The sequence below is a fragment of the Stenotrophomonas sp. JC08 genome (genome assembly GCF_052180205.1).
In the GTDB taxonomy this organism is placed as follows: domain Bacteria; phylum Pseudomonadota; class Gammaproteobacteria; order Xanthomonadales; family Xanthomonadaceae; genus Stenotrophomonas.
This window is the reverse complement of sequence record NZ_CP197473.1, coordinates 3,052,297-3,077,500: the sequence shown is the minus strand read 5'-3', so window position 1 is coordinate 3,077,500 and position 25,204 is coordinate 3,052,297. Positions and strand designations below refer to the sequence as shown.

Sequence of the window (25,204 nt, the reverse complement as noted above, 5' to 3'; positions counted from 1 at the left end):
ATGAGGTGTGATTAGGAGTGAAAAGCTAATCGAACCCGGAGATAGCTGGTTCTCCTCGAAAGCTATTTAGGTAGCGCCTCATATGTATCCTCTCGGGGGTAGAGCACTGTTATGGCTAGGGGGTCATCGCGACTTACCAAACCATTGCAAACTCCGAATACCGAGACGGACTGTATGGGAGACACACGGCGGGTGCTAACGTCCGTCGTGAAAAGGGAAACAACCCAGACCCACAGCTAAGGTCCCAAATTCACTGCTAAGTGGAAAACCATGTGGAAAGGCACAGACAGCCAGGAGGTTGGCTTAGAAGCAGCCACCCTTTAAAGAAAGCGTAATAGCTCACTGGTCGAGTCGGTCTGCGGGGAAGATTTAACGGGGCTAAGCAGTGAACCGAAGCTTGGGGTGCATCACTTTGTGATGCGCGGTAGAGGAGCGTTCCGTAAGCCTGTGAAGGTGAGTTGAGAAGCTTGCTGGAGGTATCGGAAGTGCGAATGCTGACATGAGTAACGATAATGCGGGTGAAAAACCCGCACGCCGAAAGCCCAAGGTTTCCTTGCGCAACGTTAATCGGCGCAGGGTGAGTCGGCCCCTAAGGCGAGGCAGAAATGCGTAGTCGATGGGAAGCAGGTTAATATTCCTGCACCTCGCGTAAGTGCGATGGAGGGACGGAGAAGGTTAGGTGTACCGGGCGTTGGTTGTCCCGGGGAAAGGCGGTAGGTTTGGATCTTTGGCAAATCCGGGATCCTTCAAGACCGAGCACCGAGACGAGTCTTTAAGACAGAGTCACTGATACCACGCTTCCAGGAAAAGCTCCTAAGCTTCAGCTTACGCAGACCGTACCGTAAACCGACACAGGTGGGTAGGATGAGAATTCTCAGGCGCTTGAGAGAACTCGGGTGAAGGAACTAGGCAACATGGCACCGTAACTTCGGGAGAAGGTGCGCCATTGTCGGTGGCCCATGCGGGCTATAGCTGACGATGGCCGAAGTAACCAGGCCGCTGCGACTGTTTATCAAAAACACAGCACTCTGCAAACACGAAAGTGGACGTATAGGGTGTGACGCCTGCCCGGTGCTGGAAGGTTAATTGATGGGGTCAGCCGCAAGGCGAAGCTCTTGATCGAAGCCCCAGTAAACGGCGGCCGTAACTATAACGGTCCTAAGGTAGCGAAATTCCTTGTCGGGTAAGTTCCGACCTGCACGAATGGCGTAACGATGGCGGCGCTGTCTCCACCCGAGACTCAGTGAAATTGAAATCGCTGTGAAGATGCAGCGTTCCCGTGGCAAGACGGAAAGACCCCGTGAACCTTTACTATAGCTTTACACTGAACGTTGAGTTCGTCTGTGTAGGATAGGTGGGAGGCTATGAAACTGTGGCGCTAGCTGCAGTGGAGCCATCCTTGAAATACCACCCTGTCGTGCTTGACGTTCTAACCTAGGCCCATTATCTGGGTCGGGGACCGTGTATGGTGGGTAGTTTGACTGGGGCGGTCTCCTCCTAAAGAGTAACGGAGGAGCTCGAAGGTACGCTCAGCGCGGTCGGACATCGCGCACTGTGTGCAAAGGCATAAGCGTGCTTGACTGCAAGATCGACGGATCAAGCAGGTAGGAAACTAGGACTTAGTGATCCGGTGGTTCTGTATGGAAGGGCCATCGCTCAACGGATAAAAGGTACTCCGGGGATAACAGGCTGATACCGCCCAAGAGTTCATATCGACGGCGGTGTTTGGCACCTCGATGTCGGCTCATCACATCCTGGGGCTGTAGTCGGTCCCAAGGGTATGGCTGTTCGCCATTTAAAGTGGTACGCGAGCTGGGTTCAGAACGTCGTGAGACAGTTCGGTCCCTATCTGCCATGGGCGTTGGAAGTTTGAGAGGGGCTGCTCCTAGTACGAGAGGACCGGAGTGGACGAACCTCTGGTGTTCCGGTTGTCACGCCAGTGGCATTGCCGGGTAGCTATGTTCGGAAACGATAACCGCTGAAAGCATCTAAGCGGGAAGCGTGCCTCAAGATGAGACTTCCCGGGGCACAAGCCCCCTGAAGGAACCATGTAGACTACGTGGTTGATAGGTCAGGTGTGTAAGTGCAGCAATGTATTGAGCTAACTGATACTAATGATCCGTGTGGCTTGACCATATAACCTCAAGTTGCCTTGGCCGACGACATGTCGATAGATCCAAGTGCACGCTACGTCACAAGACCTAATGTGAGACTGGGCGCCTTTATGCGCTTTGTTCCCTGCCAAGGCGGAAGAACAAAGTCGGCGACGCTCCAACCGTCTCCCTGGTGAAATTAGCGCTGTGGAACCACCCGATCCCATCCCGAACTCGGAAGTGAAACGCAGCTGCGCCGATGGTAGTGTGGCTCAAGCCATGCGAGAGTAGGTCATCGCCAGGGGCTTTACCCCAAATCCCCGCAGCTCTGGCTGCGGGGATTTGCTTTTTGTAAAACCCACTGCGCACATCCTCGAATGTACGCGCTGATGGAAACCGCCTCCGAGCTGGCGCACCGCGCTGCTCCCACCGGCTTCCTGATGAAAACAGCGCTGTGGCACCACCCGATCCCATCCCGAACTCGGAAGTGAAACGCAGCCGCGCCGATGGTAGTGGGGCTCAAGCCTTGCGAGAGTAGGTCATCGTCAGGAGTTATCCCCAAACCCCGCTGCCTGCGCAGCGGGGTTTTTTATTGGCAGCAAGAATGGTCTGAAAATCCACGATATGCGCTACGGGTGAGGCATTACCGCGATTGCAGCCGAATTTTCCAGTTCCGACCGGTCCTAACGAGGGGAGGACGTCACAGGACATCCGTTCCACTGCCTGCAGCCATGCGTATGACGGGGATTATTCGCCCGTGCTGTGTCCGCGCGCGGCTTTCATCATTGCATCACGCGGAGCCTTGAACGGGTTGCCTTCGTACCAGTTGGGCCAGGCATCACCGCTGGCCAGCTGTTTGCCGACGCCGTAGAGCAGCTCCAGATCCTCGACTGTGCCGTCCAGCTTCCAGGTCAGCGGGTCATACTCGTCCTTTGGCCCGTGGTAACGCTCCTTGCCATAGGCTTCAGCGGCGCGGCGCCCGGCGTCGATACCACCCTCGCGCAGGTCTTCACCACCGCCGGCATAGAGTGCGGGCACGCCGGCCTTGGCGAAGTTGAAGTGATCGGAGCGGAAGTAGAACCCGCTCTGCACCGAGGTTTCGGCACGCAGGGTGCGCTTCTGGCCGTCTGCCAGCGGCTTGAGGATGTCCTCCAGCTGCGAGCTGCCGAAACCGGTGACGGTCATGTCGCGGGTGCGGCCGCTGACCGACATCGCATCGATGTTGATGACGCCGGCGATCTTGTCGAGCGGGAAGGACGGGTGGTTCACGTAGTACTGCGAGCCGAGCAGGCCGGATTCTTCCAGGGTGACGGCGAGGAACACCACCGAGCGTTCCGGCGGCGTTGCCTGGTGGGCCATCGCATCGGCGATTTCGAGGATGCCGGCCACGCCGGTGGCGTTGTCCACCGCGCCGTTGTAGATATTGTCGCCTTCCTGGCCCTCATGCTTGCCGAGGTGATCCCAGTGCGCCATGTAGAGCACCGCTTCGTCGGCGCGCTTGCCACCGGGCAGGACGCCAACCACGTTGCGCGAGTTCTTTTCGGCGATGGTGCTTTTCAGATCCAGGGAGAGGCCGGCCTGCAGCGGTTGGGGCTTGAAGCCGCGCTTGTTGGCATCGGTGTAAGCCTTGTCCAGATCCAGCCCGGCCTCGGCGAACAGCCGGCGGGCGGCCTCGGCGCTGAGCCAGCCCTGTGCCTGCAGGCGCGGTTCCTTGTCCTCGGCTGCCGGTAGGTCGTACTGCGCACCGCCCCAGGAATTCTTCACCACATCCCAGCCATACGAGGCGCCGGCGGTATCGTGCACGATCAGCGCAGCCGCCGCGCCCTTGCGTGCGGCCTCCTCGAACTTGTAGGTCCAGCGCCCGTAGTAGGTCATGCGCTTGCCGTCGAACAACTGGGCGTCGCTGGTATGGAAGCCGGGGTCATTGACGAACATGACGACGGTCTTGCCCTTCCAGTCCTGGCCTTCGTAGTCGTTCCAGTCCTGCTCGGGAGCATCGACACCATAGCCGACGAACACCATCTCGCTGTTGTCGATGCGGATCTCCGGTTGTCCGGTACGGGTGCCGATGACCATGTCGGTGCCGAACTTCAGTTCTTCGGCCGCACCGTTGCGCTGGATCTTCAGCACGGTGTCCGGATCTGCCGTGGTCTCGGTCATCGGCACGTCCTGGAACCAGCTGTCGCCGTTGCCCGGCTGCAGGCCGATGCGCTGCATCTGGTCGCGGATGTAGTTGACGGTGAGTTCCTCGCCGTTGCTGCCCGGCGCACGGCCTTCGAATTCGTCCGAGGCCAGCTGCTTGACCAGTTCGCCGAAATCAGGGGCGGTGATCGCGCTGGTGAAGGCGTGCGTGGATACCGGTGCCGGGGCAGTGGCGGCTACCGTCGGCGATTCCTGCTTGCAGGCGACCAGTGCGGCGCTGATGGCCAGACACAACAACAGTTTGCGATGCATGAAGACTCCAGTTGGGCGTTGATTCCCGGGTGCAGCTGTGAAAGAAACGTATCTATTCCGGCGCGGTGCCGGTGCTGAAGCGCAGCACGTTGGCGCCGCTTACCGGCCCGATCCGCGCTGAATCGTGGACGTAGAGCGTGACTTCACGGTCGAACCGCAGGCTGCCTTCCACCACCGCACCGGGACCGACGACGATACGCGGCTTGCGCGGGGGTGTCAGCGACAGGCCGAAGGACGGACGGGTGACGGTGATGCCGCCTTTGACATGGGAATCGATGCCCACGGTGATATCGCCGTTGACGGTTTCGATCCCGCCATCGACCTGGGTGCCGACCAGACCGATGGCGCCGTTGACGGTTTCAACATCGCCACCGATACGGCTGCCGCGGTCGACGTAGATGCCGCCATTGACGGTTTCCAGCCCGCGCGCCAGGACCAGGTTGCGGCCGGCGCGGATGCGCCCGTTGACGGTGTCGATGCTGCGCGCCTGCACGTTGTCATCGAGGTGGATGTTGCCGTTGACGGTTTCCACCACGCCGGCACGCACGCCCGTGGCCAGCTGGATGCTGCCGTTGACCGTTTCCAGGTTGCCGTAGCTGCTGTTGGCCTCGGTGGAGATGCTGCCGTTGATCTTGCTGATGTTGTCAGCGGCGCTTGCGCAGGGAAGTGCGGCAGCCAGCGCCAGAAGCAGGAGTAGACGTTTCATGGAGCCTCCGGGACGGATATTCCAATGGACCAGCATCGATGGCACCACGCTTGGTTACAATCCGCACCTGCCTGAAGTCACTGGAACCGCATTGCGCCAGATTCTCCCCATGCGAACTCCCGGCCAATCAGCGGCGCTGTCGCGCTGGTCTGGCGGTTGCATGCTGGTGCTGGTGCTGCTGGCCGGTCCGTTGCTGGCGCAGACCAGCCCGCGCGATGCCGAGAAGAAGCTGCAGCAGCTGCGTGGTGAGCTGAAGGGCGTCACCCAGGAGCGCCGGCAACTGGAGCAGCAGCGTACCCAGGCCAGCCAGCGGCTGCGTGAGGCCGACCAGAAGGTCGCCCACAGCGGTCGCGCGGTGGCCGAGGCCGAAGCGGCGATCCAGCGTGAACAGCAGGCTCTGGCCGAGCTGCAACAGCACAAGCAGCAACTGCAGCAAGGGCTGGCCCGGCAACGCCGGCAACTGGCCGCGTTGCTGCGCAGCGCCTACCAGTTGGGCAGCCACGCCCCGCTGAAGTTGTTGCTGGCGCAGGACACGGTGGCCGATGCCAACCGTGAACTGGCCTATCACCGCTACCTGCAGCGCGAGCGTGCCCGCTCGATCAGCGCCCTGACCGCCGACCTGCAGGCACTCGCCGTCACCGAGCAGCAGGTTGTGGCGCGCAGTCAGGAGCTGGAGCAGGCGCGCGAACAGCAGCGGCAGCAGGCTGCTGCGCTGGCCCAGGACCGGCGCCAGCGTGCTTCGGTATTGTCGGAGCTGGACAGCCGCTACCAGGATCGCAGTGAACGCGAGAAAGCGCTGGGTCAGGATGCGCGTGGACTGGAACGTGTGCTCGCCAACCTGCGTGCGGCGGCAGTCCGTGCCGATGCCGAGCGGCGCGCTGCCGCCCGTCGTGCGGAAGCCGGGAAACAGGCCGAAGGTGGCGGTGCACGTGGCAGCCAGGGAAAGACACCACCGAGGGTCGTGGCCAATGCCGCCGCGCCCAGGGTCGGCGGGCTGGGCTGGCCGCTTTCGGGCAACCTGCTGGCGCGCTATGGCGGGCGCCTGCCGGATGGCCGCCGCAGCAATGGCGTGCTGATCGGCGCGGCGGCGGGCAGCACGATCACCGCGGTGGCCGATGGCACGGTGGTGTTTTCCGACTGGATGACCGGCTACGGCATGATCCTGATCGTCGACCACGGCAATGGCTACATGAGCCTGTATGCGCACAACGACACCCTGCTCAAGGATGCCGGTGCGCGCATCAAACGCGGCGATGCAGTGGCGCGGGTCGGGAATTCCGGCGGACAGGGCACCCCGGCGCTGTATTTCGAGCTGCGCCGCAATGGTCAGCCGGTGGACCCGGGGACCTGGCTGCAACGCCAGTAACGCAGCATGTACCGCTGCCGGCGCAGACACCGGTTCAACGCGGATTTAGCCGTGCTTCGCGCATAATCGGAACGCGCCTGTCGCGCGCCCTGTTTTCTCATGGAGTGGTTCATGCGTGTAGCCGGTCTTGCAGCTGCGCTGTTGTTCGCCCTGTCCCCAGCGGTCACGCTGGCGCAGAGTGCCCCGGCCAAGGTAGCGGGGGCGGATGATCCCGATGCCAAGGAGTCGGTCACCTCACGGGTGCCGCTGGACGAGATCCGCCGCTTCGTCGGCGTCTACAACGCGGTGCGGGCCGCCTATGTCGAGCCGGTGGATGACAAGGTGCTGATGCAGTCGGCCGTGCGCGGCCTGCTGCTGGAGCTGGACCCGCACAGCACCTATTTCGACAAGGCCGATGCCGAGGCGTTCGACGAGCAGGCCGCCGGCGCCTATGAAGGTATCGGTGTGGAACTGCTGCAGCAGGAAAACGTGCTGAAGGTGGTCTCGCCGATCGACGACACCCCGGCCGCGCGTGCCGGCCTGCGTGCCGGCGACCTGATCATCGCCATCGATGGCAAGCCGATCTCCGCGATCGAGGCGATGGAGCCGTTGCGCGGCCCGGCCGGCAGTACCGTGGTGCTGACCCTGGAGCGCGGCGATGAGCCGCCGTTCGATGTCAGCGTCACCCGCGAAACCATCCGCATCACCAGCGTGCGCAGCAAGATGCTGGAGCCCGGTTACGGCTATATCCGCATCAGCACGTTCCAGGCCGATACCGGCGCCGACTTCCAGAAGCATGTCGTGCAGTTGCAGGCCGCCGCCGGTGGCAGGCTCAAGGGGCTGGTGCTGGACCTGCGCAGCAACCCGGGCGGCCTGCTGACCGCCGCGGTGCAGGTGGCCGATGACCTGCTGGAGAAAGGCGGCATCGTCAGTACCCGCGGCCGTATCGCCATCAGTGACGCCCGATTCGATGCCACGCCCGGTGACCTGCTGAAGAACGCGCCGGTGGTGGTGCTGGTGGATGCCGGTTCGGCCAGTGCCTCGGAAGTGCTGGCCGGTGCGTTGCGTGACAACCAGCGCGCCCGCATCGTCGGCAGCCGCACCTTTGGCAAGGGCTCGGTGCAGACCGTGCTGCCGCTGGACAACGGCGATTCGGTCAAGCTCACCACGGCGCGTTATTACACGCCGAGCGGCCGCTCGATCCAGGCCACCGGCATCGTGCCGGATGTGGAACTGGTTCCGGACCCGGAGGAAGTGCGCAAGGATCTGCCGGCCAGCCTGCGCGACTACAGCGAGGCCCGCCTGCCGGGCCATCTGCGCGGGGATGACGAGGCGGACGCGATCAAGGCCGGCGCGGTGCTGCCGGGCGAGGCGCCGGTCCAGTCGGCATTGCAGGAACTCAAGCGTCCGGGCTCGGTGGCCGCCGCGGTGGCACGGGCGAAACCGGCTGCCACGGCGGAAACGGTGCAGCCGCAGGGCAGCGCACCGGCCAAGCCGGAGGCCTTGGCCACACCGGAAGAAGCCCAGCCGGAAGCGGACAAGCCGGCCAGCGACGGCGGCGAGGACAGGTAAGCGTAGCGGCGGCCCTGTGCGTTGCGGGGCCGCATCATTTCAACTCAGCGCGGCTTGCCGGGCATCGGGAAGGGCGTGATCACCTTCTCGCCGGTGGCTGCGTCGCGGATTGCCGACAGGCCCTTCTTCTCCACTTCCTCGATGCGCACGATGCTCTGCATCGGCAGGTGCAGCACCTTTGTATTGCCGAACTCCTCGCGCAGGCGTTCCTCGGTGGGATCCACGACCAGGCCGTCGTGGATATCGAACACCAGCTCGGCGACCTCGTTGAAGCCCCACAGATGGCTGCTGCCCACGCGCCGTGCGTACAGCTCGTAGACCTTGCCGTGGTTGAGGAAAGTGATCTTGTAAAGCGGTTTTTGGGTCATGCGGCGATTATAGGAGCCGCTCCCGATAGCGGTGCTAGAAGCCCTGGCGCTTGCGCAGCCGCCGTGCGATAGCCGCGCGCACGTACAGGCCGTAGACGATGCCGAACAGGAAGCCGGCCAGGTGCGCCGACCATGCCACCTGGCCGAACCCCGGGCTGATATAGGTGAATACCACCTGCAGGGCCGCCCACACACCGATCAGCAGGAAGGCCGGTGCACGGATGAATTCCAGGAACAGCCCCAGCGGCACCACCACGCCCAGCCGGGCGCCGGGAAACAGCGCCAGATACGTGCCCAGCAGCGCCGATACCGCACCGCTGGCGCCGATGATGGTCTGGTCCGGCTTGCCCATCACGTACAGCGCGGCGAGGTTGGAGGCGGCGCCGCCAAGCAGGAACAGCAACAGCAGGCGCCACGGCCCCAGCACACGTTCGGCGGGCAGGCCGAAGACCAGCAGGAACACCAGGTTGCCGAGCAGGTGCGGCCAGTCCGCGTGCAGGAACAGCGCGGTGAACAGGCGCCAGGCACTGCCATCGCGCAAAACCGCCCACGCCTCCTGCGGGGTTCCAAGGCCGGTGGACAGCGCACCCCAGTTCATCCACAGCGTGCGCCAGGCCTCGTTCGGCCGGGTGATCGACCAGAGGAATGCGATCCACAGCGCGATCACCAGCAACGGTACCGCCCAACGCAGCCCCGGCTTCTTGCGGGAGGGAATGGAGACGAACATGCGCCTCTAGCCTAACCGCTCCGCTGCCCAAACGATGCGCCGCGCAAAGGAAAGCGGAACCGGCAACGTTATTGTTTAGTTAACCAAGCTGGGGGATACTCGCATACGGCGTCGTATGTCGGGAGGGGTCTCCGGCGCATTGACGGGCCACCGAGGTGGTGCCGCCAATGCAAGGCGCACAAGCGATTTTTCATTGTTTCCGGAGAGAGTGTCCACCATGCAAACTGCTTCCTCGATTGCCCGCATCACCGCCCTGGCCGTTGGCATCGCCGGCGCGCTCGCATTCAGCCATGCCGACGCCGCCGCCTTCCAGCTGAAGGAAAACAGCGCCAAGGGCCTGGGCCGCGCGTTTGCCGGTTCTACCAGCGCCTGGGGCGACGCCTCGGTGGTCGCCACCAACCCGGCCTCGATGCGCCTGCTCGACGGCCGCCAGTTCCAGGCCGACGTGAGCGCCATCAGCTTCTCGGCCGATTTCGAGAAATTCGGTGCCTACAACGCCAACGGTACCCCGATCAGTGGCGGCAACGGCGGCGACGCCGGCATGATCGCCCCGGTTCCGGCGGCCTATTTCCATGTGCCGTTCGGTGAGAACGACAACATGCACTTCGGCGTCTCGCTGACCGTGCCGTTCGGCTTCAAGACCGAATACGACCAGAACTGGGTGGGCCGCTACCACGGCGTCACCACCGACCTGAAGGCCATCGACCTGGGCGCGGCGTTCTCCTATGACGTCAATCCGTATGTGTCCTTCGGTGCGTCGGTGTTCGTCGAGCACCTGACCATCGAGCTGTCCAATGCGCTGGACATGGGCTCGGTGATCAACGGCACCGCCCAGCAGAAGGCCGCTGCGGCTGCCCTGGCCGCCGGTGGCGGTGCAGCGCAGGCACAGGCCGCCGCGCAGGCCGCGGCCCAGCAGATGGCTGCCATGGGCTTCTACCCGGGCAGTGCTGACGGCTTTGTCACCATCGAAGGCGACAACAATGCCGTCGGCTACGTGCTCGGTACCACCCTGAGCCCGAGCGAAGACACCAACATCGCCTTCAGCTACCGCTCGAAGGTTGAGCACAAGATCACCGGTGGCAAGGCGAACTTCGAAGTGACCCCGGCGACGGCTGCGCTGCTGGCCCAGACTGCTCCGGGCACCTTCATCGACGCCTCGGGCAAGGCGACCGTGACCCTGCCGGCATCGGTGACGATGAGTGTCAGCCACCGCATCAACGACCGCTGGACGGTGATGGGCGACGTGTCGCGCACCGCGTGGAAGTCGGCTTTCGACCAGGTGACCGTGGACTTCGCTTCCAATCAGCCGGACAGCGTGCTGGGCTTCCATTACAAGGACACCACCTTCGGTTCGATCGGTACCGAGTACAAGCTGTCTGAGACCATCACCCTGCGCGGTGGTGTGGCCTATGACGAATCCCCGACCAGCTACGAGCACCGTGACGTGCGCGTGCCGGACGTGACCCGCAAGTGGCTGTCGCTGGGCTTGGGCTGGACCCCGAAGGAGAACACCGAGTTCAACTTCGGCTACACCCACCTGTTTACCAACGAGCCGGCGATCAACGCCACCTCGGCCACCGGCAACGTGCTGCAGGGCAAGTACGACGTGGGTGGTGACATCCTCGCCGCTTCGATCAACTACAAGTTCTGATCGAACCCGTAGCTGATGCATGCCAAAAGCCCCGCGAAAGCGGGGCTTTTTGTTTGTGTGCCGATGGTGCGGCATGGGCGGGCGTGCGTTTGCAGGAGCGGCGTGAGCCGCGAAGCAGGTGGTTTATCTGATTGCAGCGGCACGGGTGATTTCATTGATGCCGGCTTCACTACTTGCGCTGCTCCCGCCGTTGCTGCAAGGCGGGGGCATTTCCTGGAAAGGTCCGACCGGGCATGGCTCGGCACTACACAAGAAAAACCCCGCTTGCGCGGGGTTTTCTCAATCACGGAGCGATTGGAATCAGTCGCCCAGGGTCAGCAGCGAGGCGTTGCCGCCGGCTGCGGTAGTGTTCACCGTCACCGTCTTCTCGGTGGCGAAGCGCAGCAGGTAGTGTGGGCCGCCGGCCTTCGGACCGGTGCCGGACAGGCCCTGGCCGCCGAACGGCTGCACGCCGACCACCGCACCGATCTGGTTGCGGTTGACGTAGACGTTGCCGACGTGGACGCCGTTGGCGATGCGCTCGACGGTCTCATCGATGCGCGAATGCACGCCCAAGGTCAGGCCGTAGCCGGTGGCGTTGATCTGCGCGATCACCGCGTCGAGCTGGTCGGCCTTCCAGCGGACCAGGTGCAGCACCGGCCCGAAGATCTCCTTGTGCAGCTGGTCCAGATCCTTCAGCTCGTAGGCGCGCGGGGCGAAGAAGGTGCCGTGCGCGGCATCGGCCGGCAGTTCGGCCGCGGCGATCAGGCGAGCCTCGGCGTCCATGCGTGCGGCGTGGTCGCTGAGGATCTGCAGCGCATCGGCATCGATCACCGGGCCGACGTCGGTGGACAGCAGTCCCGGGTTGCCGATCTTCAGTTCGGCCATCGCGCCGGCGAGCATGGTCATCACCTTGTCGGCGATGTCGTCCTGCACGAACAGCACGCGCGCGGCCGAGCAGCGCTGGCCGGCGGAGGTGAAGGCCGAGCCGATGGCGTCCTTGACGATCTGTTCGGGCAGCGCCGAGGAGTCGGCGATGAAGGCGTTCTGGCCGCCGGTCTCGGCGATCAGCACACCGATGGCGGCATCGCGCGCGGCCATCGCGCGGTTGATCGCGCGGGCGGTCTCGGTGGAGCCGGTGAAGGCCACGCCGGCCACGCGTGGATCGGCGGTGAGCGCGGCACCGACGGTGGCGCCGTCGCCCGGCAGGAACTGCAGCACGCCTTCCGGCACGCCGGCGTCCAGCAGCAGCTGCACCGCGTAATAGCCGACCAGGTTGGTCTGCTCGGCCGGCTTGGCGATGACGCTGTTGCCGGCGGCCAGCGCGGCGCTGACCTGGCCCAGGAAGATCGCCAGCGGGAAGTTCCACGGGCTGATGCACACGAACACGCCGCGGCCGTGCAGCTGCAGTTCGTTGGATTCGCCGGTCGGGCTGGGCAGCTGCTCGGCGGTACCGAACTGCGCACGCGCCTGCTTGGCGTAGTAGCGCAGGAAGTCCACCGCCTCGCGCACTTCGGCGACGCTGTCGGGCAGGCTCTTGCCGGCTTCCTTCACGCACAGCGCCATGAACTCGGCGATGCGTGCTTCCAACTGGTCGGCGGCGTGTTCGAGGATGGCGGCGCGGCTGGCGGCCGGGGTGCGGTTCCACGCCGGCTGCGCGGCCACGGCGTTGGCCAGCGCCTGCTGCACGGTGGTGGCGTCGGCGGCCTGCCACTGGCCGACCACCTCGCGCGTGTCGGCCGGGTTGGTCACCGGCTGTGCGGCGGTGGTGATGGTGGCGCCCGGTACCAGCGGCGCGGCGTGCCACGGCTTGATCGCGGCGTTGAGCTGTTCGGCCAGAGCGCGCAGGTCGTTGTCGTTGGCGAGGTTGATGCCCATGGAATTGTTCCTGTCGTGGTTCTGGCTGCGCAGCAGATCAACCGGCAGCGGGATCTTGGGGTGAGGAATGGACGCGAACGAGGACACCGCCTCGACCGGATCGCGGATCAGCTCGTCGATGGAGACCTCGTCATCGGTGATGCGGTTGACGAAGCTGGAGTTGGCGCCGTTCTCGAGCAGGCGGCGCACCAGGTACGGCAACAGGTCCTCGTGCGAGCCGACCGGCGCATACACGCGGCACGGCACGTTCAGGCGGTCAGCCGGGATCACCTCGGCATACAGGTCATCGCCCATGCCGTGCAGCTTCTGGTGCTCGTAGGTGTGGCCGGCACCGATCTGCTTGATCACCGCGATGGTGTGCGCGTTGTGGGTGGCGAACATCGGGTAGATCGCATCGCTGTGGCCGAACAGGCGCTTGGCGCAGGCGATGTAGGACACGTCGGTGTTCTGCTTGCGGGTGAACACCGGATAGCTGGCCAGGCCTTCGATCTGCGCGCGCTTGATCTCCGCGTCCCAGTAGGCGCCCTTGACCAGACGCACCTGCAGTTTGTGGCCGATGCGCCGGGCCAGATCGGCCAGGTAGTCGATCGTGTACGGGGTGCGCTTCTGGTAGGCCTGCACCACGATGCCGAAGCCTTCCCAGCCCTTGAGCGAGGGATCGCTGACCACACGCTCGATGATGTCCAGCGACAGTTCCAGGCGATCGGTTTCCTCGGCATCGACCGTGCAGCCGATGCCGTAGGACTTGGCCAGCTGCGCCAGCTCCAGCACGCCCGGCACCAGGTCGCGCAGCACGCGTTCGCGCTTGGCGTGCTCGTAGCGCGGGTACAGTGCCGACAGCTTGATCGAGATGCCGTGCGAGGCGGTGACATCACCATCGGCCTTGCCGCCACGGGCGAGGTTGTCGCTGCCGATGGCGTGGATGGCGCGGCGGTAGTCTTCCAGATAGCGCAGCGCGTCCTTCATGGTCAGCGCGCCTTCGCCGAGCATGTCGAAGGAATAGCGGTAGTTGCTGTTGTCGCCCTTGTGCGAACGCGCCAGCGCCTCGTCGATGGTGCGGCCCATGACGAACTGGTGGCCCATGATCTTCATCGCCTGACGCACGGCCAGGCGGATCACCGGCTCGCCGACGCGGCCGATCAGACGCTTGAACGCGCCGTGCACGTCGCGCTTGGTGGCATCGGCCAGATCGACCAGGTGCCCGGTCAGCATCAGGCCCCAGGTGGAGGCGTTGACCAGCACCGAATCGGACTGGCCCATGTGCTTTTTCCAGTCGGCCTCGCCGAGCTTGTCGCGGATCAGCTTGTCGGCCGTTTCCTGGTCGGGGATGCGCAGCAGCGCCTCGGCCACGCACATCAGCAGCACGCCTTCCTCGCTGCCCAGGTCGTACTGGCGCATGAAGGCCTCGATCGCGCCCTGGTTCTTGGCGCGGGCGCGCACACGGCGCACCAGGTCGGCGGCGGTGGCCTGCACCTGCGCCTGTTCGGCGGCAGGCAGGCGCGCCTGTTCCAGCAGCTCACGGACGTGGCTGGCCTCGTCTTTCAGCCAGCCATCGGTGATGGCCTGGCGCAATGCCGCAGGCTTCGGTGGCAGTTCGGACGAGAGCAGCGGCAGCGCCGCGGCAGCATGGGGAGAAGCGCTTGCATTCATGGGCATGACCACATCGGGACACGTTGGGATTTGGCTATTTTAATCGGCACAGGGCGAATTAATAGCCCCTTATGTGGCCTCCATAGTCCAGCTTAGTCATTGATATGGAAGAGATATTTCACTTTCATGGTGGTTCGGCCTAATTGTGCCGATTACGTCAGTTTATCTGCCGATGTTGATGTTGTTCCGGGCATTTCCAGTGTGCGCTGCAGCAATCACAACAATGATGAATGAACCCTTGCCGGTGTGATTTGACGGGGCTACCATCGAAGCCGTTATCCGCGGTATGGACGCGGCTGCGACATGATCGAGGTGCTTCGGCAGGTTTCCGGCGACTCACGTGCGCAGCTGGTGCTGCATCCCCCACGGGCACTCGATGCCCGGCAGTTCGTCCAGTTGTTCGCTGCGTTGGCAGGACTGATGCTTTTCACCGCCATCCTCGGTTGGCTGGCTGGAAATGTCCTCGCTCCGGCCTTCGCGCTGTTGCACTGCTTTCTGGTGGGCGTGGCGTTGCGTGCGGTATGGCGCAGCGGCGAACGCCGGGAAGAGATCCGGGTAGGACCCGATTGCGTGGAAGTCATTCCCGCAGCCGGGAGTTCACCGACCTTCCGTGCGCATCCGTACTGGGTACGTGTGGTGGTCGAGAAAGAACGGGTCCTGCTGGTTTCCAGTGGCAGGCGGGTCGAAGTGGGGAGTTTCCTCGCGCCCGTCGAACGCCGGGAACTTGCGGTGACACTTGAAGGCTTGCTCGCGGCCAGCAATGGCTGCAACCGATGACGTCAAGGGTCCAGGCATGAAGCAAAGCAACAGGTGGGGCGGGGCAATGAAATCCGGGTGGGCCGTTGCGGCGATGCTGCTGCCGGCGGCGGGGGCATGGGCGCAATCGGCTGATCCGAAGCCGTGGCAGCTGAACATGGGCAAGGGGGTCACCCATACCTCGCAGATGGCGTGGGAAGCGCACATGGTCGCAGTGTGGGTCTGTGCGGTGATCGGCGTGCTGGTGTTCTCGGCGATGGCCTATGCGATCTTCAAGTTCCGCAAGTCCAAAGGGGCGGTGGCCAAGCAGTTCAGCCACAACACCAAGGCCGAGGTCATCTGGACCGTCATTCCGATCATCGTGCTGGTGGTGATGGCCTGGCCGGCCACCGCCAAGCTGATCGCGATGTACGACTACCGCGACTCGGAAATGACGGTGAAGATCACCGGCTACCAGTGGATGTGGAAGTACGAATATCTCGGCGAGAACGTGGCCTTCACCAGCCGCATGGACCGCAAGTCCGACGAGGTCCGCCAGAGCGGTGTGGTGCCGACAGTGGACAGCGACCCGCACTATCTGCTGGATGTGGACAACCCGCTGGTGCTGCCGGTCGACACCAAGGTCCGTTTCGTCATCACCTCCGATGACGTGATCCACGCCTGGTGGGTGCCGGCGCTGGGCTGGAAGCAGGACGCGGTGCCCGGCTACATCAATGAGCGCTGGACCAGCATCGAGCGCGAAGGCATCTATCGCGGCCAGTGCGCGGAGCTGTGTGGCAAGGACCATGGCTTCATGCCGGTCGTAGTCAAGGCGGTGTCGAAAGACGAGTTCAAGACATGGCTGGCTTCGCGCAAGCCCGCACCCGCGCCTGCTGCCGAACCCGCGGCTGCCGTACCGGAAGCCGATGTACCGCAAGCCGAAATGCCGGAAGCTGACGCCGCACCTGCCGAGCAGGTCGACAGCGGCGTCTGATCCCACTGCGTGCCGGCGCAGGCCGGCGCGATGCCTGGAAACTGGATTAACGAGGTGTAGTTGCAATGGCGAATTCCGCAGTGGATCACACCGGTCACCACGGCCATCAACAAGGCTTCTTCGAACGCTGGTTCTTCTCCACCAACCACAAGGACATCGGTACGCTGTACCTGCTTTTCAGCTTCCTGATGTTCATCATCGGGGCGGCGATGAGCGTGGTGATCCGGTTGGAACTGGCGCAGCCCGGCCTGCAGTTCGTCAAGCCGGAATTCTTCAACCAGATGACCACCGTGCACGCACTGGTGATGATTTTCGGTGGGGTGATGCCGGCCTTCGTCGGCCTGGCCAACTGGATGATCCCGCTGCAGATCGGCGCGCCGGACATGGCGCTGCCACGCATGAACAACTGGTCGTTCTGGCTGCTGCCGGTGGCCTTCACCCTGCTGCTGCTGACCCTGTTCCTGCCCGGCGGCGCGCCTGCCGGTGGCTGGACCATGTACCCGCCGCTGTCGCTGCAGGGCGGCTACAACGTCGCTTTCAGCGTGTTCGCCATCCACGTGGCCGGCATCAGCTCGATCATGGGCGCGATCAACATCATCGCCACCGTGCTCAACATGCGCGCGCCGGGCATGGACCTGCTGAAGATGCCGATCTTCGTCTGGACTTGGCTGATCACCGCGTTCCTGCTGATCGCGGTGATGCCGGTGCTGGCCGGTGCGGTGACGATGCTGCTGACCGACAAGTTCTTCGGCACCAGCTTCTTCAACGCCGCTGGTGGCGGTGACCCGGTGATGTACCAGCACATCTTCTGGTTCTTCGGCCATCCGGAGGTCTACATCATGATCCTGCCGGCGTTCGGCGTGGTCAGCGAGATCCTCCCCACCTTCAGCCGCAAGCCGCTGTTCGGCTACCAGGCGATGGTCTACGCCACCGCCGCCATCGCGTTCCTGTCGTTCATCGTGTGGGCCCACCACATGTTCACCGTGGGCATGCCGCTGGGCGGCGAGATCTACTTCATGTTCGCCACCATGCTGATCTCGATCCCCACCGGGGTGAAGGTCTTCAACTGGGTCAGCACCATGTGGGAGGGCTCGCTGACGTTCGAGACGCCGATGCTGTTCTCCATCGCGTTCGTGGTGCTGTTCTCCATCGGCGGTTTCTCCGGGCTGATGCTGGCCATCGTGCCGGCCGACTTCCAGTACCACGACACCTATTTCGTGGTGGCGCATTTCCACTACGTGCTGGTGACCGGCTCGGTGCTGGCGCTGATCGCGGCGGTCTATTACTGGTGGCCGAAGTGGACCGGGCGCATGTACAACGAGTTCTGGGGCAAGTTCCATTTCTGGTGGACGATGGTGTTCGTCAACCTGCTGTTCTTTCCGCAGCACTTCCTCGGCCTGGCCGGCATGCCGCGCCGCATTCCCGACTACAACCCGGTGTTTGCCGACTGGAACCTTATCAGCTCCATCGGCGCGTTCGGCATGTTCGTCACCCCGTTCCTGATGGCGACCATCCTGCTCAGTTCGCTGCGCAGCGGCAGGCGTGCCGATGCACGGGCCTGGGAGGCCGCCAAGGGACTGGAATGGACCGTACCCTCGCCGGCGCCCGCGCACACCTTCACGGTGCCGCCGGTGATCAAGCCGGGTGACCTGGCCCACGACGATGTCACCCACTGAGGAGCAGCCGACGATGGAAACCCGCAAGCTGGCACCGGATGAGCTGATGCTGCGCCGCCGTCGCTCACGGCGCACCGCGCTGGTGATGGGGCTGGTGGCGGTGGCGATCTACGTCGGCTTCATCCTGTCCGGAGTGCTCGCACATTGACCGCTCCCGCCTCCAAGCACAGTGCCGGCCTGGGCCGCCTGATCGCGGTGGCGCTGGCGGTGTTCGTGCTGACGTTCTCGCTGGTGCCGCTGTACCGCATCGCCTGCGAGAAGGTCTTTGGCGTGCGCCTTGAACGCGGCGCCAGCCAGATGGCGACCACGCGGGCGGGGGACGGCACGCGTACGGTGCGGGTGGAGTTCGACGGCGGGGTCAATTCGAAACTGCCGTGGGCGTTCCATCCCGAGCTGCTGACCATGGATGTGGTGCCCGGCGAGTTGAACGAGGCGATGTATTTCGCCCGCAACGACAGCGACCGCACGCTGGTGGGCAGCGCGGTGCCGTCGGTGGCGCCGGCGCGTGCGTCGGGCTACTTCACCAAGGCCGAGTGCTTCTGCTTCACCGCCCAGACCCTGCAGGCCGGGGAGATGCGTGACATGCCGGTGCGCTTCATCGTCGATCCGGACCTGCCCGCCGACATCAAGACCATCACCCTGTCCTATACGTTCTACAAGAATGACGCGCTGACTGAGCAACTGGTTCCGGCTGTGGCCGGAACCGCTGCGCATGCAGCTCCCTGACCAGATCACGGACCCGGAAGCGAACCATGGCCCACAACACGCCTGATGCCAATGTCTATTTCGTGCCGAGCCAGAGCCGTTGGCCCTTTGTCGGCTCGGTCGCCATGCTGGTGCTGATGGTGGGAGTGGCCAGCTGGCTCAACGACACCAGCTGGGGCCAATGGACGTTTTTCATCGGGCTGGCGATGCTGGTATTCACCCTGTTCCTCTGGTTCGGGGATGTCATCCGCGAATCGGTCGGTGGCCACTACAACCACCAGGTCGATGGTTCGTTCCGGATGGGGATGATCTGGTTCATCTTCTCGGAAGTGATGTTCTTCGGTGCGTTCTTCGGCGCCCTGTTCTACACCCGCAACATGGGCTTGCCGTGGCTGGGCGGCGAGGGCCACGGGGTGATGACCAACGAGCTGCTGTGGGAGGGCTATTCCGCGGCATGGCCGACCAACGGCCCGGGAGCGGTCGGAGGAGCCTTCCAGACCATACCGGCCTGGGGTCTGCCGCTGGTCAACACCCTGATCCTGTTGACCTCCGGGGTGACCCTGACCATCGCCCACCATGCGCTCAAGGCCGGCAACCGCAGGCAGTTGCTGATCTGGCTGGGAGCGACGGTACTGCTGGGCTGCCTGTTCCTGTTCTTCCAGGCGGAGGAATACATCCACGCCTACCGCGAATTGAACCTGACCATGGGGTCGGGCATCTATGGCTCGACCTTCTTCATGTTGACCGGCTTCCACGGCGTACACGTGGCGCTGGGGACGATCATGCTGATCGTGATGTGGCTGCGTTCGGCCAAGGGCCACTTCACCCGCGACAACCACTTCGGTTTCGAGGCGGCGGCATGGTACTGGCACTTTGTCGATGTGGTGTGGCTGATGCTGTTCCTGTTCGTCTACGTGCTGTAAGCGCGGCGGACACGATGCCGGCGTAGTCACGCGGGCGGTGGATGCGGCATCGGGCCCCATTTACCTTCCTGCTTCAGCCACCCACGCCGTGGGGCTTGATCCAGCCGGAATAGATGCCCACGGCCACCAGCAGGATCAACACCACAGACAGCGCGATGCGCCGGGTCAATGCGTTGACCGTGCGCTTGGTCTGGCCGCGGTCGATCATCAGGTAATACAGGCCCGCTCCCAGATTCCAGACGATGACGATCAAGAATGCGACTACCAGCAGGGTCTTCAGCGAATCATTCATGCGTGGCTCGATGAGTGGGAAGGCAGTGCTATATCACCTGCTCGGCGACGGCTTGTCATGACGCGACAGCACACGAAGGTGTTCGGCTGGACGCTGGCGGTGGTGGTGGCGGCGCTGTTCTGCGTGCTGGGAGGGTGGCAGCTGCAGCGCATGCACGAGAAACAGGCGCTGCTGGCGCAATCGCCTGTTGACGGGGGAGCCGCGGTCAGCCTGTCCCATGCCGCGGCCTCGCCACAGGAACTGCACTGGGTGCGTGAGCGGCTGCGGTTCCTGCCGGGAACCGTGCTGCTGGACAACCAGCTGCGTGACGGCCGGGCGGGCATCAAGGTGTACCAGGCCGCACGCGCGCACGACGGGCTGACGGTGCTGGTGGATCTGGGCTGGTTGCCGGTTTCCGCCGATCGCGTGCTGCCGCCGGTCACCGCGCAACAGGGCATGGCCGAACTGCAGGGGCTGTGGGCGCCGGCACCGTCGGCGGGGCTGGTGCTCGGGCCGGCGCTGGCCGCGACGCAGCAGCCCCAGACCTGGTTGGCCACCCGTATCGATCTGGCTGCCATCAGTGCGCAACTGGGGCTGGAGGCGCCCGGCCTTGCCTCCCGCGTGCTGCGCCTGGATCCGGCACTGCCACTGGGCTATGTGCGCGACCTGGATCTGCTGCCCAATACCCTGACGCCTTCGCGCCATCTCGGCTACGCGGTGCAATGGTTCGCGATGGCGCTGGCGGTGCTGCTGATCGCGGTGGTGCTGCATTGGCGGCGGCGACGGCACTGAATGTTCTCCCATGGGAAGATGCAACGCATGAATACACTCACGCCCGAGCAGCACGTCGCACGCAACCGTGGCCGCCGGGTATTGCTGCTCATTTTCGCGATGTTCTTCGGTTCGATGGCGCTGGCCGGCATCCTGCGCTTCTCCGGATGGATGCCGCAGATCAACCGCCATCACGGCGAGCTGCTGCAACCGGCGCTGGATCTTCGCAGTGAACGCCTGTTCCTGGCGGACGGGCAGAGCTATGACTGGAACCCGGGCGCGCGGCACTGGCGCATCCTGCTGGCACCGGCGACGGCGTGCGCGCCGGAATGCGTCACTTTGTCGCAGCAACTGGACAAGGTGTGGCAGTTGTTCGGCCATAACGCCGATAATGTCGAAATATTGTGGCTGGGCACGCCACCGGAGCAGGTGGCCGCCACCCCGGCACTGAAGGTGCTGCAATCCCAGCCCGCGTTCCGGGCCCAATTGCCGGGGGTGGATGACCCGGCCGGTATCCCGGTGTATGTAGTTGATCCCAATGGCTTTGTGGTGTTCCGCTATGCGCCGGGCTTTGAGCCGGGCGGATTGCGCGCCGATCTGTCCAAGCTGTTGAAACTGATGTGAGTTCCGCTTGATGAATTCTTCCGCGCGTCCGGCGCTGTACCGCAATTTCCATCGCCTGGCGTGGTTCGCGCTGATCATGACGGCGAGCACGATCCTGTTCGGTTCGTTCGTGCGCCTGTCCGATGCCGGCCTGAGTTGCCCCGACTGGCCGACCTGCTATGGCCGCGTGACCTGGCCGCAGACGCAGGTGGAGGCCGCCCAGCACGTGGCCAGTGAAATCCGCCCGCTGGAGAGCCACAAGGCCTGGCGCGAGCAGGTGCACCGCTTCCTCGCCGGCCTGCTGGGCGTGGAAGTACTGGCGCTGGCGCTGTTGGCCGCGCGCCGGCGCAAGCGTGGCATCGCCCAGATCGTCACCGCCTCGGTGCTGGTGGCGCTGGCGATCCCTTTGTATATGCGTGGCGAGCATGTCGCCTCCAGCATCCTGGCGATCGGTGGCGAGGCAATCCTCCTGCTGGCGGCGTTGCGCTGGTCCAACATCGATCTGGCGCGTGCGGCGGTGCTGACCCTGGCGGTGGTGGTGTTCCAGGCCTTGCTGGGCATGTGGACGGTGACCTGGCTGCTCAAGCCGATCGTGGTGATGGGGCATCTGCTGGGCGGCATGCTGATGTTCGGCATGCTGGTGTGGATGGCGTGGAAGGCTACGCACCTGCCGATCACCCTGGCCGAGGCACCGCGGCTGCGCTGGTGGCTGCGTGCGGCGGTGGCGCTGGTGGTGATGCAGATCGCGCTGGGCGGCTGGGTCAGCGCCAACTACGCGGCGTTGGCCTGTGGCGGTGGCAGTGCCTCGCTGGACAACTTCCCGCGCTGCGTGAGCCAGTGGTGGCCGCAGCAGAACTACAGCGAAGGCTTCACCCTGTGGCGCGGCATCGGCGTGGATTACGAAGGCGGCGTGCTCGACGGTGCCTCGCGGATCGCCATCCAGATGGCGCACCGGATGATGGCGGTGGTCGTGGCGCTGTACCTGCTGGTGCTGTCGGTGCGGCTGTTCAGGCTGCCGGGCATGCGTGGCTGGGCGACGGCGCTGGGTGCGTTGCTGGTGCTGCAGATCACCTTGGGCATCCTCAACGTCAAACTGTCGCTGCCGCTGGTGGTGGCGGTGATGCACAGCGGCGGTGCGGTGGCGTTGCTGTTCGTGCTGGTCACCTTGCTGGCGCGCCTGCGCGCCCCGGAGTGATGGCATGAAGACGACCTGGCGTGATTACTGGGATCTGACCAAGCCCAAGGTGGTGGCACTGATCGTGTTCACCGCGCTGGTGGGCATGTGTCTGGCGGTGCCGACGTGGCCGACGGCCGAGCAGACGGTATCCGGGGCGTTGGGCTTCATCGGCATCTGGCTGTCGGCGGCGGCGGCGGCGGCGATCAACCAACTGCTGGACGCCCGCATCGACGCGCAGATGGCCCGCACCTCATGGCGCCCGCTGGTGGTGGGCAAGGTCTCGCCGCGGCAGGTGCTGGTATTCGCTGCCGCGCTGACCGCGCTGTCGATGACAATTCTGGTGCTGTGGGTGAACATGATCACCGCGGTGCTGACCTTCGCCTCGCTGATCGGCTATGCGGTCATCTACACCGTCTACCTGAAGCGGGCGACCTCGCAGAACATCGTCATCGGCGGCCTGGCCGGGGCGACGCCGCCGCTGCTGGGCTGGGCGGCTATCACCGGCATGCAGGGCAGCTCCGACTGGGCGCACGCCTCGCTGCTGGTGCTGATCATCTTCATCTGGACGCCGCCGCACTTCTGGGCGCTGGCGATCTTCCGCCGCGTCGACTACGCCAAGGCCGACGTGCCGATGTTGCCGGTCACCCACGGCGTGCCGCATACGCGCAAGCAGATCCTGGTGTATTCGGTGGTGCTGGCGGTGGTGACGCTGCTGCCGGTGGCCATCGGCATGAGCGGCATGTTCTACCTGGGCGGCGCGCTCGTGCTCAACGGCGTGTTCCTCTGGTATGCGTGGAAGATGCAGGATCCGCCGGACGAGATGTTCAACATGAAGATGTTCGGCTACTCGGTGGTGTACCTGATGGCGCTGTTCGCCTTCCTGCTGGTCGACCACTGGTTGCTGCCGTGGCTGTGATCCTGGCCTGATCCGCTGCGTAGCGTTGGGCGGCTTCTGACCACTGAACGGGCACGTCCGGATCGGTCGGGGGGCACATGCGGCTTGGCCATTGCGGCTTGGCCATGCCTTGAATCCGGCTGGCGCAACCGCCATCGCTTCTTCAACTCCTTCTTGGAACGAGGCAGGCACGGATGCAAAGGTGGACACGCACGATGACCGCGCTGCTGTTGACCGCGGCGCTGGTGACGACGGCGCGCGCCGATGAAACCGCCATGCAGATACGCCAGCACGCCGGCGAGCATCGGCTGCTGGTGCTGGGCGAATATCACGGCACGTGCGAGACGCCATTGCTGGTACGGCAACTGGTCGATGACTACAGCCGCGATGGCACCCCGGTGGTGCTGGCGCTGGAGCTGCCGCACAGCGAGGACGCTGCATTGGCGGCCTATCTCGCCTCCGAAGGTGGTGCCGAGGCGATGACCGCCCTGCGTGCGAGCCGTTACTGGAGTGTAATCGGCGAGCGCCACGACGGTCGGCGCAGCCACGACATGCTGGAGCTGATCGAGGCGGTGCGCGCGCTCCGGGCGCAGGGCCGTGCGGTGCAGGTGATCGGCTATGACCTGGTGGTCAGCACGCGCGGCAATCAGACCCGCGATGACGCCATGGCGGCCATTCTCCGGCAGGCCTATCTGCGCCTGCCGGGCAACGCGCGGTTGCTGGTGCTCACGGGCAATGTGCATGCCATGCGCCAGCGCCCCGCAGACGCGCCGCCGGAAATGCAGCTGCAGCCTATGGCGGCGATGTTGGCCGATCTGGATCTGTACAGCGTGCGGCTGGATGCGCGCAAAGGCAGCATCTGGGCGTGTCTGCCGGATTCCTGCAGCTCGTTGCCGCTGCGCGATAGACCCGGCCGGGAGCTGCGCGTGAGTACCGAACCCGACCGTCAGTACGATCTGTGGGTGTGGATGCCGGAGCTGAGCGTGGGACGGCTGCTGAAATGAGGCCGCGGGAGTGCGCGTACGTCGTCCCCGGCCGCTTGCCCGCTGCTACTGCGCGTTTTGCCTGGCATAGCGCTGCGCGATCACCGCGCAGACGATCAGCTGGAGCTGGTGGTAGATCATGATCGGCAACACGATCGCGCCGAGGCTGCCGCCGGCAAACAGCACCTTGGCAATCGGTACGCCGGTGGCCAGGCTCTTCTTCGAGCCGCAGAACACGATCGGGATCTCGTCCTGGCGGCTGAAGCCCAGCCGCCGCGCCAGCCAAGTGATGCCGGGCATGGCGATGGCCAGTAGCAGCACCGACACCAGCACGGTGGCCAGCAGCGCGCTGCCCGGCGTTTTGCTCCACAGCCCTCCGGTGACCGATTCGCCGAAGGCGGCATAGACCACCAGCAGGATCGTGCCCTGGTCGGTGTAGCGCAGCAGCGCACGCTGCCGCTCCACCCAGCGGGCGATCCACGATCGCAACAGGTGGCCGGCAACGAACGGCACCAGCAGTTGCAGCATGATCGCGCCGACCGCATGCAGCGGGTTGGCCATCGCCCCTTGCGAGCCGGCCAGCAGGGTCATCAGCAGTGGGGTCAGGAACACGCCGAGGATGCTCGACAGCGCCGCCGCGCAGACGGCGGCGGAAATGTTGCCGCCGGCGATCGAGGTGAAGGCGATCGAGGACTGCACCGTGGACGGCAGCGCGCACAGGAACAGCACGCCGATATACAGCTCCGGTGTCAGCGCCCAGCCGGCCAGTGGCTTGAGCACGAGCCCGAACAGCGGGAACAGCACGAAGGTGCAGGCGAGGATGGTCAGGTGCAGGCGCCAGTGCAGCAGGCCGGCGATGATCGACTCGCGCGGCAGGCGTGCGCCGTGCAGGAAGAACAGCGCGGCGATGGCCAGATCGGTGAAACGGTCCAGTCCAGCGGCGGCGGTGCCGGTCAGCGGCAACAGCGTGGCCAGGGCGACGGTGGCCAGCAGGGCGAGGGTGAAGTTGTCCGGTCGCAGGCGCGACCACCAGCGGATCATCGGCACG

The 25,204-nt window shown here is 64.5% G+C and carries 21 protein-coding genes and 3 rRNA genes (1 of these 24 cut by a window edge); 17 read left to right on the top strand and 7 right to left on the bottom strand.

Annotation, left to right across the window (positions count from 1 at the left end; genetic code table 11):
• From ACSBPQ_RS14150 to rrf (ACSBPQ_RS14140), 3 genes are all read left to right on the top strand, one after another.
• Positions 1 to 2,136, top strand: a 23S ribosomal RNA gene (locus ACSBPQ_RS14150) (it extends 742 nt beyond the left edge of the window).
• 146 nt (positions 2,137 to 2,282) lie between these two features.
• Positions 2,283 to 2,397, top strand: a 5S ribosomal RNA gene (rrf, locus tag ACSBPQ_RS14145).
• Positions 2,398 to 2,529: 132 nt separating this feature from the next.
• Positions 2,530 to 2,644 (top strand): 5S ribosomal RNA (rrf, locus tag ACSBPQ_RS14140).
• A 196-nt stretch (positions 2,645 to 2,840) separates the two neighbouring features.
• On the opposite strand, the gene ACSBPQ_RS14135 is transcribed toward rrf (ACSBPQ_RS14140), so the two are convergent.
• Both ACSBPQ_RS14135 and ACSBPQ_RS14130 read right to left on the bottom strand, forming a co-directional pair.
• Positions 2,841 to 4,547 (bottom strand): M28 family metallopeptidase, encoded by a 1,707-nt coding sequence (locus ACSBPQ_RS14135; RefSeq protein WP_442682730.1) that lies wholly within the window; start codon positions 4,545 to 4,547, stop codon positions 2,841 to 2,843.
• A 52-nt stretch (positions 4,548 to 4,599) separates the two neighbouring features.
• Positions 4,600 to 5,253 (bottom strand): hypothetical protein, encoded by a 654-nt coding sequence (locus tag ACSBPQ_RS14130; RefSeq protein WP_442682729.1) that lies wholly within the window; start codon positions 5,251 to 5,253, stop codon positions 4,600 to 4,602.
• A gap of 109 nt (positions 5,254 to 5,362) precedes the next feature.
• On the opposite strand from ACSBPQ_RS14130, the gene ACSBPQ_RS14125 reads away from it, so the two are divergent.
• Positions 5,363 to 6,619, top strand: a complete 1,257-nt coding sequence (locus ACSBPQ_RS14125; RefSeq protein WP_442682728.1) for a murein hydrolase activator EnvC family protein — start codon at positions 5,363 to 5,365, stop codon at positions 6,617 to 6,619.
• A 111-nt stretch (positions 6,620 to 6,730) separates the two neighbouring features.
• A complete protein-coding gene (locus tag ACSBPQ_RS14120; protein WP_442682727.1) occupies positions 6,731 to 8,170 on the top strand; it encodes a S41 family peptidase in 1,440 nt (479 codons plus the stop codon).
• A 44-nt stretch (positions 8,171 to 8,214) separates the two neighbouring features.
• On the opposite strand, the gene ACSBPQ_RS14115 is transcribed toward ACSBPQ_RS14120, so the two are convergent.
• A complete protein-coding gene (locus tag ACSBPQ_RS14115) occupies positions 8,215 to 8,538 on the bottom strand; it encodes a DUF1820 family protein (protein ID WP_442682726.1) in 324 nt (107 codons plus the stop codon).
• Positions 8,539 to 8,572: 34 nt separating this feature from the next.
• Positions 8,573 to 9,265 carry a rhomboid family intramembrane serine protease gene (locus ACSBPQ_RS14110; RefSeq protein WP_442682725.1) on the bottom strand — a complete coding sequence of 231 codons (693 nt, stop codon included), beginning with the start codon at positions 9,263 to 9,265 and terminating at the stop codon, positions 8,573 to 8,575.
• A 217-nt stretch (positions 9,266 to 9,482) separates the two neighbouring features.
• Between ACSBPQ_RS14110 and ACSBPQ_RS14105 the strand changes: the two genes are divergently transcribed.
• The gene (locus tag ACSBPQ_RS14105; RefSeq protein WP_442682724.1) at positions 9,483 to 10,916 is read left to right on the top strand and encodes an outer membrane protein transport protein; all 1,434 of its coding nucleotides are present in this window, start codon (positions 9,483 to 9,485) and stop codon (positions 10,914 to 10,916) included.
• Between the two features lie 300 nt (positions 10,917 to 11,216).
• Here the strand turns inward: ACSBPQ_RS14105 and putA are convergent, their stop codons facing one another.
• Positions 11,217 to 14,423: a bifunctional proline dehydrogenase/L-glutamate gamma-semialdehyde dehydrogenase PutA gene (gene putA, locus ACSBPQ_RS14100; RefSeq protein WP_442684601.1), complete on the bottom strand. Its 3,207-nt coding sequence runs from the start codon at positions 14,421 to 14,423 to the stop codon at positions 11,217 to 11,219.
• 303 nt (positions 14,424 to 14,726) lie between these two features.
• On the opposite strand from putA, the gene ACSBPQ_RS14095 reads away from it, so the two are divergent.
• The 6 genes from ACSBPQ_RS14095 (at position 14,727) to ACSBPQ_RS14070 (ending at position 19,456) form a co-directional block, all read left to right on the top strand.
• The gene (locus tag ACSBPQ_RS14095; RefSeq protein ID WP_442682723.1) at positions 14,727 to 15,200 is read left to right on the top strand and encodes a DUF2244 domain-containing protein; all 474 of its coding nucleotides are present in this window, start codon (positions 14,727 to 14,729) and stop codon (positions 15,198 to 15,200) included.
• A 16-nt stretch (positions 15,201 to 15,216) separates the two neighbouring features.
• Positions 15,217 to 16,152, top strand: coding sequence for a cytochrome c oxidase subunit II (gene coxB / locus ACSBPQ_RS14090; RefSeq protein WP_442682722.1), 936 nt, complete (start codon positions 15,217 to 15,219; stop codon positions 16,150 to 16,152).
• A gap of 65 nt (positions 16,153 to 16,217) precedes the next feature.
• The gene (gene ctaD / locus ACSBPQ_RS14085) at positions 16,218 to 17,828 is read left to right on the top strand and encodes a cytochrome c oxidase subunit I (protein WP_442682721.1); all 1,611 of its coding nucleotides are present in this window, start codon (positions 16,218 to 16,220) and stop codon (positions 17,826 to 17,828) included.
• Positions 17,815 to 17,976 (top strand): hypothetical protein, encoded by a 162-nt coding sequence (locus tag ACSBPQ_RS14080; protein ID WP_442682720.1) that lies wholly within the window; start codon positions 17,815 to 17,817, stop codon positions 17,974 to 17,976. Before ctaD ends, ACSBPQ_RS14080 begins: the two co-directional genes overlap by 14 nt.
• Complete coding sequence (locus tag ACSBPQ_RS14075; RefSeq protein WP_442682719.1) at positions 17,973 to 18,554, top strand: cytochrome c oxidase assembly protein; 582 nt, start codon at positions 17,973 to 17,975, stop codon at positions 18,552 to 18,554. The genes ACSBPQ_RS14080 and ACSBPQ_RS14075 overlap by 4 nt, the downstream gene beginning before the upstream one ends.
• A 26-nt stretch (positions 18,555 to 18,580) precedes the next feature.
• Positions 18,581 to 19,456 (top strand): cytochrome c oxidase subunit 3, encoded by an 876-nt coding sequence (locus ACSBPQ_RS14070; RefSeq protein WP_442682718.1) that lies wholly within the window; start codon positions 18,581 to 18,583, stop codon positions 19,454 to 19,456.
• A gap of 73 nt (positions 19,457 to 19,529) precedes the next feature.
• Here ACSBPQ_RS14070 and ACSBPQ_RS14065 read toward each other — a convergent pair whose 3' ends face one another.
• A complete protein-coding gene (locus ACSBPQ_RS14065) occupies positions 19,530 to 19,748 on the bottom strand; it encodes a twin transmembrane helix small protein (protein ID WP_442682717.1) in 219 nt (72 codons plus the stop codon).
• 57 nt (positions 19,749 to 19,805) lie between these two features.
• Between ACSBPQ_RS14065 and ACSBPQ_RS14060 the strand changes: the two genes are divergently transcribed.
• The 5 genes from ACSBPQ_RS14060 (at position 19,806) to ACSBPQ_RS14040 (ending at position 24,177) form a co-directional block, all read left to right on the top strand.
• Positions 19,806 to 20,519 (top strand): SURF1 family protein, encoded by a 714-nt coding sequence (locus ACSBPQ_RS14060; RefSeq protein WP_442682716.1) that lies wholly within the window; start codon positions 19,806 to 19,808, stop codon positions 20,517 to 20,519.
• Between the two features lie 27 nt (positions 20,520 to 20,546).
• On the top strand, positions 20,547 to 21,122 hold the full coding sequence (locus tag ACSBPQ_RS14055) for a hypothetical protein (RefSeq protein ID WP_442682715.1): 576 nt from the start codon (positions 20,547 to 20,549) through the stop codon (positions 21,120 to 21,122).
• A 10-nt stretch (positions 21,123 to 21,132) separates the two neighbouring features.
• The gene (locus ACSBPQ_RS14050) at positions 21,133 to 22,296 is read left to right on the top strand and encodes a COX15/CtaA family protein (protein ID WP_442682714.1); all 1,164 of its coding nucleotides are present in this window, start codon (positions 21,133 to 21,135) and stop codon (positions 22,294 to 22,296) included.
• 4 nt (positions 22,297 to 22,300) lie between these two features.
• Positions 22,301 to 23,194 carry a heme o synthase gene (gene cyoE, locus ACSBPQ_RS14045; RefSeq protein WP_442682713.1) on the top strand — a complete coding sequence of 298 codons (894 nt, stop codon included), beginning with the start codon at positions 22,301 to 22,303 and terminating at the stop codon, positions 23,192 to 23,194.
• A 194-nt stretch (positions 23,195 to 23,388) separates the two neighbouring features.
• Positions 23,389 to 24,177, top strand: coding sequence for a calcium-binding protein (locus tag ACSBPQ_RS14040; protein ID WP_442682712.1), 789 nt, complete (start codon positions 23,389 to 23,391; stop codon positions 24,175 to 24,177).
• Positions 24,178 to 24,222: 45 nt separating this feature from the next.
• Here the strand turns inward: ACSBPQ_RS14040 and ACSBPQ_RS14035 are convergent, their stop codons facing one another.
• On the bottom strand, positions 24,223 to 25,197 hold the full coding sequence (locus ACSBPQ_RS14035; protein WP_442684600.1) for a bile acid:sodium symporter family protein: 975 nt from the start codon (positions 25,195 to 25,197) through the stop codon (positions 24,223 to 24,225).
• Between the last annotated feature and the right edge of the window lie 7 nt (positions 25,198 to 25,204).